Here is a 14126-nt window from a genome sequence, read left to right on the forward strand (position 1 = left end):
GGTTGGAAGAACCGTACCTCCCGGGTGCCACCGGCGGTCACCCGGGCTCCTGCGTCGACACTGGTTTTCAGGATTCGTTCGGCTCTCGCCGCCTGTTGTTCATTGATGATCGGCCCCAGGTGCACCCGGCTCCTGCCGGGGGCACCGACGTGGAGGTTTCGAGCCCGTTGCGCAAGCTTCTCGCCGTAGGCGTTTGCGATCAATTCGTGGACGAGATGGCGGTTGATCGCAAAGCAGATCTGGCTCTGGTGGAGAAAGGAGCCGAAGGCCGTGGCCGAGGTCACGGCATCGCCGCGGGCCGTCTGCGGAAACGCGGCCCAGGCGCGCTGGGCATCCTTTGCGGTTCCGGCCGCTTCGATGGCCACCCAATAGCCAATCTCCAGATTGTCGGGCGACAACTTCATCGCGGATTCAAACCTCTGGGTGGCGGCACTCCGATTCGTGGTTTCAAGTGCCGCTGGTCTCAGGCTGACTTTTGACAATAGATAGCATCTATTCCAAAGTGTTTGCGATGAACATCGCGTTGACCAAGCACTTTGAAGAACTGATCGCGCGCCTGGTTGCCAGCGGGCGCTACAACAACTCCAGCGAAGTCGTCCGTGCCGGCCTGCGGATTCTGGACGCCGAGGAAAAGTCCCTGGCGGCGGGTTCTTTTCCGCCCGGCTCGTTGCGCCATCTCTACTCCAAGGCCGACAACCGGGCTGAACGTCGCACGGCCAAGGCTTCCACCTTGAAGGTCGAGGCCGAATGAAACAGTGGGACATCTGGACGTGCGACTTCGCCGAAGCCGGACCGCACCCGGCGATCATCGTCAGCCATCCGGACCGCGTCGCCCGCGCGCCGCTGGTCAATGTGCTGATTGGTACCAGCCAGAAGGCGAGCCGTTTGGCGCGCGAGAACGAAGTGATGCTCAACGGCGCGGATGGCCTCGATTGGGAGACGCTGGTGAAGTGCGACCTGATGTATCTGGTGGAGAAGGAGCGGTTGTATCGCCGGCGGGGCAGTGTTGGCGCGGTGCGGCGACGCGCCTTGGTCCAGCGCGTCAATGCCTGTTTCGGTTTCACGTTGGTTTGAGCGATCCATTGGATCACCCCTGATTTGCGAGATTCCCCCAGCGGAATCCCGTTGGGATTCTGCGGTGCCGACGCGCGCAACCTGCATGGGAAAAGCAGTGGAGGACCACCGCACTCCCGGACGCTTCGCGAAGCACTCGGCCGTTGTCCGAGCGTCTGGCCCACCGCCTCGTCGGGTAGTTCAGCGGTGAACTCGATGTCCAGACTGGGGCGAGTTTGTCTCGCCGAAGCGTCGTCGCGGAGGTGGAGGGCTTCGGTGGCCAGCAATGTTTCGGGCTGATCGTGTGCGGCCAGCAGGGCGTCGAGGCGGGCGCGGAGGGCCTTGTCTCCGCCGCACTCGCGGTCGAGGAACGGGTCGCGCTCGCCAGGTGCCTTCTCCAGCGCCAGCACAAACAGGGCTTTTTCGCGAGCGGAGGTCAAGGCTGTCTGCCTTCTGCCTTTTCTTTCGCCTCGGCTGCCGCGATTTCCTCCCAGGACGGCGCTCGCCAGAAGTGCACCACGCCACTTTGGTTTCCCCAGGTGATCGAGTTTCCATCGGGAGAAAACCAAACGCCCATGTAGCCGGTGCCATCGGCCTCCAGGGTAAACACGTCCTGCCAGCTTTCCGTGTCCCAGAGTTTCACCGCTTCGTGATCACCGCCGCTGATGGCCAGTCGCTTGCCGTCCGCTGAAAAGGCCAGGGCATGGGCGCCCTTGAGAAAGCCGCCCAGTGTCGCCACCGGCTGCCAGGTCTCAGTGTTCCAGACTTTGCCGAAACCCTGACTGCTAGCCGTGGCGAAAAGGGACCCATCCGGCGAATAGCTGCCCATGTCCGGTTCGAGGAAGTCCAAGTCCAGAGTGCGCTGACTTCTCTCGAACAGGTTGCGAAGCACGAAGTTTCCCTCCCAGCCAAAGGCGAGGCACTGCCGGCCGTCCGGTGAAAGCGCGAACGAATTGGCGGCCAGCGGCGCCTGCCACGACTGTTCGTCCACGCCACTGGTAAGATCCCACTGGTGCATCAGATTGTTGTGCGCGGACCAGGTGACCAGCTTCTGGCCCCCGGGAACAAATGCCTCCTGGCCCGACGCCCTCGACCAGACCATTCCCGGCGCGGCGGTGAAACGATGCCGCAGGATCCGCTGGGTCAGGTCCCAAATCTGCACCGTCCCATTCGTCCAGTGGGCCGCCAGCCGACGGCCATCCTCGGAAAAGCAGGACGTAAGGATCATCTCCCCTAGTTCCAGCAGCGGCGTCGCGAGTTGATAATCGGCGCCCGCCCACTGCGTCACCTCGCCGGCCCGGTTCAGCGTCAGAATCGAACGGCTGTCGTCCGCGAAAGTCGAGTTGACGACCTGCGTCGCCGGGAGCGTGGTCCGCGACGGCCGGGCGTGCGTGACCGAGGTGTCCCATACGTTGACGGTGCCGTCCTTGCCTCCGCTCACCAGCGTCTTTCCGTCGGGCAACAGGGTGAGACGCCACACCTCCAACCGGTGACCCCGCATGACGTCGAGCGCCCTATGGCTCGCGACGTCCCAGATGCGAACGGATTGGTCGGCGCTGCTGGAGGCTAGTTTCCGGCCATCCGGCCAGAACACCAAACTCCCCACCCAGGAGCCGTGGCCGTCCAGTTGCCCGAATTGTTTTCCGGTGGCGACCTCCCACAGGCGAATTTCCGATTCCGTGTAGCCGGCGCCGGACGCGAGGGTTTTGCCGTCGGGCGAAAACGCCAGTGTGGTCACAAACTCCTTCGCAGCCCGGGTGGTCCAGAGTTCATTTCCACTGCGCAGATCCATGACACGAATCCGTCCTCCGGACAGCGCATAGGCCGCAACACTCAAGTCGGGTGCCGCGGCGAATCCGCGAGTGAGGCTGCCTCCCGCTTGTTCCGATGGAAAGCTGGCCAGCTTGCTCCCCGTGGGTACCTGCCAGAGCGTGATGTGTCCCTGAGCGGTGGAGGTCACCAGGGTGCGACCATCCTGGGCAAACGCGAGACCGAGGCAGTCGTTGTCCAGGGGGACTTCAGCCACCATCCCTTGCGTCGCGTAGTTCCATAGCCGCAGCGTGAACCGTTGCTGGTTGTCAACCAGGTAGGACGTACCCGTGAAGGCCAGTATCGGTTCGACGGGGGAGAACGCCGCGCGAACGTAGGCTTCGTTCTTCGCCAGACGGAAAAGCTCCTGCCGTGTCCGCAAATCCCATACCTTCAGCCCGAATGGATGATGCGAACCCACGGCCAACCAGTGCCCGTCGGGCGAGGCGGCCAGCGAAGCGACTCCGGCGGGCTCCTGGCACAGCGTGAACACGGCATCGCTGCGGGTTTGTTTCCAGAGATAACGCCATTCCCAACCCCGCAGGTCCCTCTGGCCGGGTTGTGGGCGCTGTCGATTCAACAGGTCCAGCGCACGGCCCAGGTTGTTTTCGGCAAGGGCGTGGCGGGCCACGTTCATGTCGGAGGCGTACGCCCGCTGGCGCGCGGCAAGTTCGGAAGCCTCCGCCTGCTTGCGCAGTCTGCTTTCGCCAGCCTGTGCGAGCAGCGCCTTGTCTTCACTGGCGTTCGCCTTGTCCCGCTGCTCGGTGGCGTGGGCTTCGGCCTCCAACGCCCGCTGCTTCGCCCGGGTCGCCCGCACCGCCTGCCAGGTGCTGACGACCACTCCCAGCAACAGGGCAGCGGTGACGGCGGTCGCCGCGGCAAACGCAACCTTGTTCCGTCGAAACGCCTTCTGGAAGCGGTAGACGGTAGACGGCGGGCGCGCCGTCACCGGCTCGTTGTCCAGATATCGCCGGATCTCCGCCGCCAACCCGTTGGCCGTGTCGTAACGGCGCTGGCGGTCCTTCTCCAGGCACTTCATCACGATCCAGTCCAGGTCACCCTGGAGTTGGTGCAGCAGCTTTGCGGTGTCGGCGGAACGACGTCGGGCCGCGGTGGTGAGCTGGTCTCCTCCCAGGGTCGCCAGACGCGTGCTCGGGCGTTGCGGTTCCTTCTCGCGGATCGTCCGGCGCATCGCATCAATACCCTGCGACATCAGCTCCCGGGGATCGAACGGGGGGCTGCCCGCCAGCAGTTCGTAGAGCAGCACTCCCAGGCTGTAGATGTCGCTGCGCGTGTCGATGTCCAGTCCGCTCATCTCCGCCTGCTCCGGACTCATGTACGCCGGCGTGCCGATGAACTGGTGTAACTGGGTATAGACCGTGGCGTCGGTCAGCTTGCCCTCGGTGGCCTTGGCGATGCCGAAGTCGATGACCTTGGGCACGGGCACTCCGTCATGGAGCGTGACCAGGATGTTCGACGGCTTGATGTCGCGGTGGATGATGCCCTTCTGATGGGCATGCTGGATGGCCTGGCAGACCTTGATGAACAGTTCCAACCGGTCCTTGGTGCTGAGGTTGGCCTGGTCGCAGAAGTCGGTGATGCGGACGCCCCGGACCAGTTCCATGACGAAGTACGGGCGCCCCAGCTCGGTGGTGCCGGCATCGAGCACCTTGGCGATATTGGGATGGTCCATCATGGCCAGCGCCTGGCGCTCGGCCTCGAAGCGGGCGACCACTTGCTGGGTGTCCATACCCAGCTTGATGACCTTGAGCGCCACCCGTCGCCGCACCGGTTCGGTCTGCTCGGCGACATACACCACGCCGCACCCACCTTCGCCAATCCGCTCGAGCAGCTTGTAGCGCCCCAGCGTCTGTCCCACGGACTCGTCGGGTGGTTCGAAAGGGGTGAATCCTGGCTGGCCACCTGCCGCGAGAATGGTGGTGTTCAGGGTTTCGCCGGGAGCCTCATGCGCCGCCAGCAATTCGTCCATACGCCGCCGCAGATCGGGGTCGCCCTGGCACGCGCCATCGAGATAGGCGGCACGCTCCCTTCCTTCGCGTTGGACAGCCTCCTCGAAGATTTCCGTTTCACGATCCGTATTCGCATTCATCGCCGTCGCGGGGTCGGTACGAACCTGCATTCACCCTGGGAAGCGCATTTCATCGGCAAAAGGTATGGGGGAAAATTGAAGATTCTTCCTGATCGGGGACGGCCACCCCCCCTTTTCCTGAATCGGCCGTTTCTGGAGGTGTCCCTTCCTTGGATCGACGGCCATGCAATTCTGCGGAAGGCTGCTCCCGGTCCGCGCGATGACGACGACACCGCATCGCCTGGGGGACGATCCAGTCACTCCATGAGCTGCTCGCGGCTCCTTGCGGCCGGTTGCGCCTCCTGATTCGCCCGGGCCATCTCCACGCGCAGCCATGCCCGGGCATAGGCCCACCATTGTTTCGCGGTCGGGACGGCAATGCCGAGCGTGGTCGCCGCATCCTCGAAACTCATTCCGGCGAAATAGCGCAACTTGACCAGTTCGGCCTTCCGGGCGTCGACCCGGGCAAACTTTTCCAGGGCTTCATTCACGACGAGCAGTTGTTCGTCCGGTGCCGGGGCGGCCATCTCCAGTTCGTCCGCATCGACGCGATCCGCGCCGCCGCCCCGTTTCGCAGCCAATCGCCGCCGCGCTGCGTCGACAAGAATCCGGCGCATCGCCTCGACGGCGGATGCGAAGAAATGCTGCCGATCGTTCCACTGACGCTGTTCCGATCCGCACATCCTCAGCCAGGCCTCGTGGACCAGGGCGGTGGGCTGCAGGGTGTGTTGACGTTGCTCGCCTGCCAGCCGCTGTGCCGCCATCCGGCGCAATTCCTGATATACCAGCGGCAACAGATCCTCGGCGGCTTTGGGGTCGCTGGAATCCATGACACCGATTCGCTGGGAAATGCCGGCGGGCACGCGGGGAGCCTGATCCAACACCAGCGCGGTGGCGAGGCGGATCCATGTCCACCGCAACGCCGCTCCCATCCGGAGATCGCGGGGATCACGGGGGGCACGGGCTGAAATGGATCGGACGGGAACCTACGACAGTCCCCGCAGGCGGGTCGTGGAGGCGACAGTGGCGTCCATCGACCGGCACCGGGTTCATGAACGGCTCCTCGAAGGAACGGTTTCCCAAGGCAACCGATCGCTCGCCTTTCCAGAACGCATCGTAACTCGGCCGAAACCCGAACCGTGAGCGAGCGGTGACAGGGCTCGCCTCCGCCTTCTGACGTAGTGGCGGAGCGGTGTTTTTGGTGTCCGTTTTGGTGTCCGTTACGGATCCGGCGATTCAGAAGCCGCCGTGATCGGGACCGTCGGGAACTGGAGCCGGTGGTCGGGTTCGGACTCCTAACTGTCTTGTGCCCAGGTGAATATGACCGATCTGTTGGGGGATTCAAGCCTACACTCCGCGTATCCGGGATAACCCGGGGCTATCGGTTGGGTGTCCATTTTGGTGTCCACATTTTGCAACTATGAGGGGCGTACGCTGGCGATTCGCTGCTCTTCTCAAAGTTCACGAATTCAATGGGCAGGCAAACCTTGCGTGAACCCCTCCCTTTCCCCGCCAGTCCGCGTTACACCGATGAACAAGCGAACGACGTGTTGCCATGCTTCACTGTTTAACGAATCGGATATCGCAACATATTGTGGGGTAGTTTGGTTTGTGCCACCACCGGTGGTATGCGGAAATACTATTGAGTCACCTTGACTCAATTCAGTCCCACTCTGATCCGATTAATTCTACTTAAATCATTTCTAATCAGGTCATTACGAAACATTTGAACGTTGGCATGCACCGTGCGACCCGGTCTCGGTGCGTTTGATCGGTGATTGCCCGGTGACTTGGATTGTCGTGCAGTTCCCGTGAGCGGCGTCGAGGCACGACATCGAGGTGTTTCCCGCTGAAGTGCTCCCAAACCTACCCAAGAACTAACCCAATTCCGTAATGAGCGACGAGTTCAAACTTCCGTCCAAGAAAGCTGCGCTTTATTGGGACGTAGGTACTGGCGATTCAACCACGTTGATCGTGAAACCGGGCAGCATCATCGTGCAGATCGATATCCGCCATCTAGCGAAGGCCGATGACCCCGAGGAGCCCGAGTGGCCGATCATCGACCACCTTGTGAAAACGCTGCCGAAGCGCAACGGTCGGCCGTATCTCTCGCTGTTCATCCTGACCCATCCCGACCGAGACCACGTTCAGGGCTTCGCCGAGCTGAATCGGCGGGTGGATATCGGCGAGATTTGGCATACCCCGAAGATATTCCGCGATCAGGACAATGAAGAGACGCTCTGCGAGGACGCCAAGGCGTTTCGAACCGAAGCACATCGGCGCCGCAAGGCAATTCTTGCAAACCCCACCAACGTCCAGTCAGGGAACCGTCTGCGGATTATCGGTCACGACGACCTTCTGTCTGAGGACAAATACAAGGATATCCCGCCGGAGTTCAAGTCACGACCCGGCGAAATGGTCCGCGTAATTGATGGGGTATCTTACCCGCAGGATTTCTGCGCGTTTATCCACGCTCCATTCACGGATGACCAGGCGGCGAACAAGAACAACACCAGCCTCGCGCTCAACATCGCGTTGTTCGATGGGGAGAAATGTGGCCAGTTCTTCTTCTTCGGCGACCGGGAGTATCCGACTATCAAGCGCATCTTTGAGGAGACGGAGGCCCATCCCGACAATGTGCCATACCTCTACTGGGACGTGATGCTCTCCTCTCACCACTGCTCCAAGGCCGTGATGTACTGGAGGGACGAGGGACGGGACGACGAGAACTTCAAGCAAGATATCATGGATTTCTTCGAGAAGTATGCCCGCCCAGACTCCGGATACATCGTTGCCAGCGCGCATTCGGACTTCACCGATGGCCATGGAGACCTTCCGCCTCACCTTAAGGCGCGCGAAGCTTACGAAGCTGTTGTGAAGGCTGGGCACTTCATTTGCACGCATGAGTACCCGAGTAAGAAGAGTCCGGCACCCTTGGTGTTCACGGTCGACGAGCTTGGATGCAAGCTTGATGACAAGCGCACGAAGGCGACTGGAGCGGCGGCTCTTGGGCGGGCAGTAGCCTCAGCTCGGGGTGCGACTCAGCCTCCTGCGGTTCACACCGCATTCGGTGACAAATAGCATGACGCAAGGCCAGCAACGGGCTATCCGCGAGTTGGAGCGGTTGCGAGAGGTTAGCGACGGTTGCTTCAACTTCACTCACGACGCGGTGGAGGAATCGAAGCCTTTGGTCGTAGGGATCTCCATCCGGATCGGGCTCATGGAGACCCGCGTCGGAGGGCTCCAGTTTCGCGAGCGCGAAGAGTTCGTTCTCCTCGTTCCGAGCGGCTTCCCCTTCGACCAGCCGGTCTTGATGGTGCGCCATCAGCGCTTTGCGCGCTTCCCCCATGTCGTGTGGGCAAAGGTGATTTGCCTGTATCAGACGAGTTTGGAATGGAATCCTGCCGACGGGCTCTACGGATTTTTTGACCGGCTAAAGCTCTGGCTCGACCGAGCAGCGATCAACGATATGGACCCGGTCGATGGTCCTCTGGAGCCGCCTCACCATGCCACCGATTTCTCGCAGGTGACCTTCGTCATCCGGGCGAACGTTCCGGTTCCAGTTGGGCAAAGCTGGCTCGGGTTTGCCGAGTTGACTGAGTGCCCAAATCGCATGGAGGTCGTCGGCTGGCGGGGCACGTTCGAGGGATTGCCGGATGGGCAACGTATTGCGTTGGCGATCATGCTACCCGACGCCTTGCCGATGGAGTTCCCCACCCATGGAGGAGGGCTGTTTTCGGCGCTGGTCAAGCAAGGCTTTAGCCGTGCCAGCATTCTTTGGCATCTAGGGATGGCCGCCTTGGTGTCGCCTGAGGGCGAACCGGTCTATCTGGTGATCGGATTGCCGATGCGCCGGGCGGTCGATGGGACACCGCGGCTGCACATCGCCGTGTGGTGTGCTGATGCGACCGCGGCTGGGGACCTCCGGACCGTGCTGGACGAAGATGGCGACACTGAGAGGTTGCGGGAATTGCGTCAGAAGATGGCGGATGTATTATTCGAACTCTTCGAGGCTACGAAGATTAGCTGGTGCCGCGTTATGGAGGATAGGAAGGAAATCGTGGTGAGGCGCGACGCAGCGAGCAAGCTCGCATGGTTCCTTGGCAAGCGCGCCCTTGTTCTCGGCTGTGGCGCGCTCGGCTCTTGGGCGGCGGAGTTGATTGCTCGTGCGGGCGCGGCTGTAGTGGACTTGGTGGACAATGGGATCGTCCAGCCGGGGTTACTCGCACGGCAGAATTTTTCCCTTGGTGACATCGGGGCCAGCAAGGCGACGGCGCTTGCTGGCCGCCTCCGAGCCGTCGGAGCGCCGGGCCTGCTCGTGCGGACTTTCCACGAGGACGCGCATGGTTTCGTCACTTGCGATCCTGCGCGGTTCACGGCTTACGATGTCGTGCTCGATTGCACCGCGTCGCACCTCACTCAAATGAAGTGGGAGCGTGATTGGCGCGTACTCGGAGGCCAGACCCCTCCGCTGGTCTCGATGGTCACAGATGCGACGGCACAGTACGGGCTGTGTGCAGTAGTGCCGCGCAACTCAAGCCTCGGGCCGTGGGACGCTTATGTGCGCTTAAAGTACCGATTGACACCCAGTGGTAGCCGAGCGGAATTCTCCGAGGCATTCTACGACCCGGAGGCCAATCGAGCACTGTTTCAACCCGAACCAGGCTGCTCAGATCCAACTTTTTCCGGTTCGACGGCCGACGCCTCCATTATTGCTGCCAGCTCGCTGAATCTCGCTTGCGCGCATGGGCTGAGTACCGGAAATGGGGTGGCCATGGCCTTCGGTTCCCCGGCATCAAAACGGCCTGGCATTGAGGTCGTAACTTTAGATGAGGTGGATGAATTTGTTGTTGGGATCTACCGGGTACGTATCGCCAGAAAGCTGGGCCGCGAAGCCCGCGCCTGGGTGCGTCAGAACAACCGATTGCGCACGCCCGCGCATGAAACCGGCGGTATCCTATGGGGACTGTGGGACGATGCGGTAGGGGTGATTTGGATTTTCGACATCTCTGGGCCTCCCTCGGACAGTCAACACGATCCGGGGCACTTTCGATGCGGTGTGGCAGGTACAACGCTCGAGCACAATCGTCGGCTTGCCATGAGCCACGGCACATCCGGCTTCATCGGGTTTTGGCACACTCATCCCGATATGGTGTCACATCAAAGCGGAACCGATATCCAAGGAATGGCAAAACTGGTATCGGCCATGGGGGATAATCAGAGGCGGGCGTTGATGCTCATTTACGGTCGCAGCGGATCGGTGCCGACCGCTGGCATATATGTATACGAGAGCCGCGCGCTGACGGAAACCCGCGACTACGTGGAGGTAGGCTCCAGCCAAGTCACCTTGAGGGCACCCATCGTATGATCGGCCTTGCCCTATCGGGTGGGGGCTCTCGTGCGATGGCTTTTCACCTCGGCTGTCTCCGTGCTTTAGACGATCTCGAATTGCTTGAGAGGGTCGGAGTGCTTTCAACGATATCTGGTGGGTCCGTGATCGGAGCGTACTACGCCTATTCCCCGGGGGTATCCTTTGAGGAGTTTGAGGCCAAGATTCGCGTTTTTCTCCGGGCGGGATTTCACAGCCAGATAGCGCTGGAACTACTGAAACCTCGGAATTTGGTGATTGGATTGGGTGTGGGTATTTGCGCTCACGCCCAGGACTGGATCGGATACTTCACCAAACGGGAGCCGCGGCTAACACGATTTTGGTCCCGTACTCACGCCTTCGAGAACGTGTTAAGGAAGAACGTCTACCCCAACTTGAGCCTCTCGTCGCCCCGCCGGAATGCACTGGAGGTCGTCATCGGAGCGTGTGAGCTGCGTACGGGGACCGCCTTTCGATTTGGTAACGGAAAGTCAGGGAACTGGCGTCATGGGGAAATGGTTGAAAACGACACTCCACTTTCCCTCGCGGTAGCCGCCTCGGCAGCTTATCCCATATTGTTGCCGGCATTTGACAAGACACTCCTGTTTCGGAAAGGGGGCGTCCAGAATTCGACCCGCGTGCTGCTTACCGATGGTGGCGTGTATGATAACCTTGGAGTTCAAGTGCTGGAACCGGGACGCGACCCGAGGGTCAGCCTGCATACGTTTCCCTGCGACTACATAATTTCTTGCAACGCCGGGCAGGGCCAAGAAGCTGGTCTGGGAGTACCGCTCGGCTTTGGGATGCGACTAAAACGGGGATTTGAGGTGGTGCACCGACGGGTCCAGGACACAGCGATGCATCATCTGCACAGCCTTAAGGAGACGGGCCGACTGCGCGGATTCGCTATGCCCTACCTCGGCCAGCAGGATTCTTCGCTACCGTGGAGGCCTTCGGTGCTTGTGCCGCGGGAGAAAGTCATCGAATATCCGACCGACTTTGCAGCTATGTCGGACGAGTGGATCGATGCACTATCAAGTCGTGGGGAGCAGTTGACCCGGATTCTGGTGTCGGCATACCTCCCCGAGCTGCTAGGTTGACTGCAAGTTTTGATTTAGGATTGATGCGGTTCGAGCTGGCAGACGGGATGAGTTCCACATGGCATCGCATTGCACGCCTTGCCCAGCAAGGAGTGGCTCGTTGTCCAAGTGAGTTGCACGTGCCCGAGGCCACCGGCCTTCAATCGCACAGTTGTTTTCCGTACATCGTTTGGGCTGATCCTTCCGTGAAGATCCGCATCGTCCCAACCCGCGCTGTCGTGATCTTGGCGCGTCACCCTTCGTGGATGGCCAAATGTATTGCGACGTCCGAAGGAGTAGACTGCTCGTGTATGGCCACTGGAAGGCTTAGCAGGTGCCCATCGCCGGCCCATGTCGCCGCCATGGTGGGGCACCATCAAAGAAGCGAAGCTACCCTTGTGGCTAGGAATAAAGTCGTAACGTGCATCACCTGGGAATAGCATCTTCACACCTGTCGCATCGGTCTTTTCGTGTAGAATCAAGGCCAGTCCCGAATTGTTGCGGTTCGCGCCTGTGCATCGTTCGATTTGCAATGGACCCACTGAAACGCTTGTGGGTGCAGCCGGTGCTGCGGGCCAGAGGACAAGCGAGCCGCCGGCGGCCTTGATACGGTGCATAAACGTAGTGTGAACACTGCCGACCTTCTGCTGCGGTGCGAGCCACACGCGGGACTGGGCGCGCGTATCCACGTTCTCCGATTTCCAATGATCCCAATCCCAATGTGAGAGAATGATCGGCGGCGCGTGATTGAAGCAGAATTGCTTCAGCCCACTGGGATAGGTGCGCGTGTTTCCGAGGACGCCACCGCCGAAATCATTGTACAAAAGTACCGCACCAGCTGCGTCGCACAGCCCAACGGCCGCGCCCTGTCCCACATCATAGACCACGACGTGATCGATGGCGGTGCCGGCCATTGCTTTGAGGGCAGCTTTGATTTCTGACTCGGTCGCGGATGGGAAATCTTTCTCGTCTGGCATCGCCTCCTTGCGCAATCTGCTCGCCGTTGCAGGCGGTGCTTTGACGAGCGACACCAGGCGACGCGATTGGCCAGGACTGTGCAGGTGACGATAGAGCCTGACGTCCGACGGAGTGCGAGTGATAGGCCACCCCAAGGTTAGGACGAACCAGTCCTCAACGTCTGGTTCGTCTGCACCTTGCTTTTGAGGGGCAAACGCACCTTTGGCAAAGCCAAATGAATCCGTATTGGCTGTCACGCGCAAGCGCAGTACGGCGAGTCGAATTTGGGCTCCGGATGGATTTGTGTGGGTGTAAGGAGGCGGTTTCCTTCGGCCGTTCGTAGCTTCGAGGCGAGGTTCCGCCCCGGGTGGCCCACTGGAGAAGCCCCTGGGCACTGCCCTTTGAGGGGCTTCTCCAGTGGGTCACCCGGCGCTGGCGACGAAACATGTTTGATGAGGTGGCTGCTGGAGATTTCGGCGGGTCTCCCGCAACCTTTGGCGCCATGGATCAGAAGGACGTGTTCGCCATCGCCCTGGGGATTGCCGGGACTCCGTGGAAGGTCACCGAGGTGCGCTTCGACAAGGATCTCAAGCGGCTCAACATCGACCTGGATTTCCCTCCTGGAAGCCGTTTCCCCCATCCGGAGACCGGCCAACCCTGCTCGGTGTACGACAGCGAGCCACGCTCCTGGCGACACCTCAACTTCTTCCAGTTCGAGTGCTACGTGAACGCGCACGTGCCGCGGGTCGACGGAGGACCAGCAGGGGGTGTCAAACGCGTCGAAGTGCCCTGGGCCCGGCCCCAGAGCGGGTTCTCCCTGTTCCTGGAATCGATGATCGTGCTCCTGGCCCAGAGTGGCATGACCGCCGCCGAGGTGGCCCGGGTCATCGGAGAATACCCGCAGCGAGTCTGGACCGTCCTGCTCCACCACGTGGAACGCGCCCACCAGCAATTGGAGTTGGGTTCGGTGAAGGTGATCAGCGTCGACGAGGTTTGCCGCGCACGGGGACAGAACTACCTGACGATCATCAGCGAACCCAAGCAGGACGGGCGTCCCAGCCGGGTCCTGCTCGCCGTTGAGGGGCGAGATTCCCAGACCTTGGGAAAATTCGCGGACCATCTGCGCCGTCGGGGTCTGTCGCCCGACCAAATCCGGACGATCTGCTCGGACATGAGCCCGGCGTACATCAAAGGGATCTCGGAGCAGTTCGCCGGGGCCTTGTTGGTCTTTGACTACTTCCACGTGGTGCAGTTGGTCAGCACCGCCCTGGATCAAGTCCGGCGACGCGAACGTCGGGAGTTTCCCGAAGAACTTAAGGGAGTGCGTTGGGCGATGCTCAAGGGAGAGGATCGCCTCAGTGAGGAGGAACGTGCCACCCGGCGCCGGGTGTGCGCAGGCAAGCTCCAAACCGGAAAGGCCTTCAATCATCTGGATGCCCTACGCCAGATCATGAGGGAACCGGACGCCGCGGTTGCCGAGCGGGATCTCCAATGGTGGTGCGGGTGGGTTGGGCGTTCGAAAATCCCGGAGATGAAGCGGGCGGCCAAAACGATCCGGAACCATTGGGACGGCGTGGTGGCATACCTGAAGACCCGCCTCACCAACGGTGCCGCCGAAGCGCTCAACGGCATCATCCAGACCGTGAAGCGCAAATCCCGCGGCTTCCGTACCGTCGAATACATTGTCGCCATGATCTACCTCGTCGCCTCCAACCTCACCTTCGATCTCCCGAGTCCAACCCCCTCTACCCACACAAACTCACATTGAGGC

The 14126-nt window shown here is 61.1% G+C and carries 10 protein-coding genes; 6 read left to right on the top strand and 4 right to left on the bottom strand.

Features of this window, described 5'->3' with window-relative positions; translation table 11 throughout:
• The coding region (locus JNN07_23915; protein MBL9170800.1) for an aldehyde dehydrogenase family protein at nt 1–404 on the bottom strand (404 nt) is incomplete at its 3' end.
• A 107-nt stretch (nt 405–511) separates the two neighbouring features.
• On the opposite strand from JNN07_23915, the gene JNN07_23920 reads away from it, so the two are divergent.
• Both JNN07_23920 and JNN07_23925 read left to right on the top strand, forming a co-directional pair.
• Nucleotides 512–751 carry a type II toxin-antitoxin system ParD family antitoxin gene (locus JNN07_23920; GenBank protein MBL9170801.1) on the top strand — a complete coding sequence of 80 codons (240 nt, stop codon included), beginning with the start codon at nt 512–514 and terminating at the stop codon, nt 749–751.
• Nucleotides 748–1074 carry a type II toxin-antitoxin system PemK/MazF family toxin gene (locus JNN07_23925; GenBank protein MBL9170802.1) on the top strand — a complete coding sequence of 109 codons (327 nt, stop codon included), beginning with the start codon at nt 748–750 and terminating at the stop codon, nt 1072–1074. Before JNN07_23920 ends, JNN07_23925 begins: the two co-directional genes overlap by 4 nt.
• 415 nt (nt 1075–1489) lie before the next feature.
• Here the strand turns inward: JNN07_23925 and JNN07_23930 are convergent, their stop codons facing one another.
• Entirely contained in the window at nt 1490–4972 is a 3483-nt protein-coding gene (locus JNN07_23930; GenBank protein MBL9170803.1) for a protein kinase, read from the bottom strand.
• Between the two features lie 236 nt (nt 4973–5208).
• The gene (locus JNN07_23935) at nt 5209–5883 is read right to left on the bottom strand and encodes a sigma-70 family RNA polymerase sigma factor (protein MBL9170804.1); all 675 of its coding nucleotides are present in this window, start codon (nt 5881–5883) and stop codon (nt 5209–5211) included.
• Between the two features lie 961 nt (nt 5884–6844).
• Here JNN07_23935 and JNN07_23940 point away from each other — a divergent pair.
• From JNN07_23940 to JNN07_23950, 3 genes are read left to right on the top strand one after another with little or no spacing between them, the layout of a single operon-like run.
• On the top strand, nt 6845–8032 hold the full coding sequence (locus JNN07_23940) for a hypothetical protein (GenBank protein ID MBL9170805.1): 1188 nt from the start codon (nt 6845–6847) through the stop codon (nt 8030–8032).
• A gap of 1 nt (nt 8033) precedes the next feature.
• Nucleotides 8034–10319, top strand: coding sequence for a ThiF family adenylyltransferase (locus tag JNN07_23945; protein ID MBL9170806.1), 2286 nt, complete (start codon nt 8034–8036; stop codon nt 10317–10319).
• Nucleotides 10316–11419 carry a patatin-like phospholipase family protein gene (locus JNN07_23950; protein ID MBL9170807.1) on the top strand — a complete coding sequence of 368 codons (1104 nt, stop codon included), beginning with the start codon at nt 10316–10318 and terminating at the stop codon, nt 11417–11419. Before JNN07_23945 ends, JNN07_23950 begins: the two co-directional genes overlap by 4 nt.
• 14 nt (nt 11420–11433) lie before the next feature.
• Here the strand turns inward: JNN07_23950 and JNN07_23955 are convergent, their stop codons facing one another.
• Nucleotides 11434–12429, bottom strand: coding sequence for a hypothetical protein (locus JNN07_23955; protein ID MBL9170808.1), 996 nt, complete (start codon nt 12427–12429; stop codon nt 11434–11436).
• Between the two features lie 371 nt (nt 12430–12800).
• Between JNN07_23955 and JNN07_23960 the strand changes: the two genes are divergently transcribed.
• Nucleotides 12801–14123, top strand: coding sequence for an ISL3 family transposase (locus JNN07_23960; protein ID MBL9170809.1), 1323 nt, complete (start codon nt 12801–12803; stop codon nt 14121–14123).
• Nucleotides 14124–14126: the final 3 nt, after the last annotated feature.

The organism is Verrucomicrobiales bacterium, from assembly GCA_016793885.1.
In the GTDB taxonomy this organism is placed as follows: domain Bacteria; phylum Verrucomicrobiota; class Verrucomicrobiia; order Limisphaerales; family UBA11320; genus UBA11320.

Bases quoted from the DNA above. Each gene is read 5' to 3' on its own strand.
- JNN07_23950 (MBL9170807.1), top strand. From the start codon at position 10,316: ATGATCGGCCTTGCCCTATCGGGTGGGGGCTCTCGTGCGATGGCTTTT.
- JNN07_23945 (MBL9170806.1), top strand. From the start codon at position 8,034: ATGACGCAAGGCCAGCAACGGGCTATCCGCGAGTTGGAGCGGTTGCGA.
- JNN07_23930 (MBL9170803.1), bottom strand. From the start codon at position 4,972: ATGAATGCGAATACGGATCGTGAAACGGAAATCTTCGAGGAGGCTGTC.
- JNN07_23960 (MBL9170809.1), top strand. From the start codon at position 12,801: ATGTTTGATGAGGTGGCTGCTGGAGATTTCGGCGGGTCTCCCGCAACC.
- JNN07_23940 (MBL9170805.1), top strand. From the start codon at position 6,845: ATGAGCGACGAGTTCAAACTTCCGTCCAAGAAAGCTGCGCTTTATTGG.
- JNN07_23925 (MBL9170802.1), top strand. From the start codon at position 748: ATGAAACAGTGGGACATCTGGACGTGCGACTTCGCCGAAGCCGGACCG.
- JNN07_23920 (MBL9170801.1), top strand. From the start codon at position 512: ATGAACATCGCGTTGACCAAGCACTTTGAAGAACTGATCGCGCGCCTG.
- JNN07_23935 (MBL9170804.1), bottom strand. From the start codon at position 5,883: ATGGGAGCGGCGTTGCGGTGGACATGGATCCGCCTCGCCACCGCGCTG.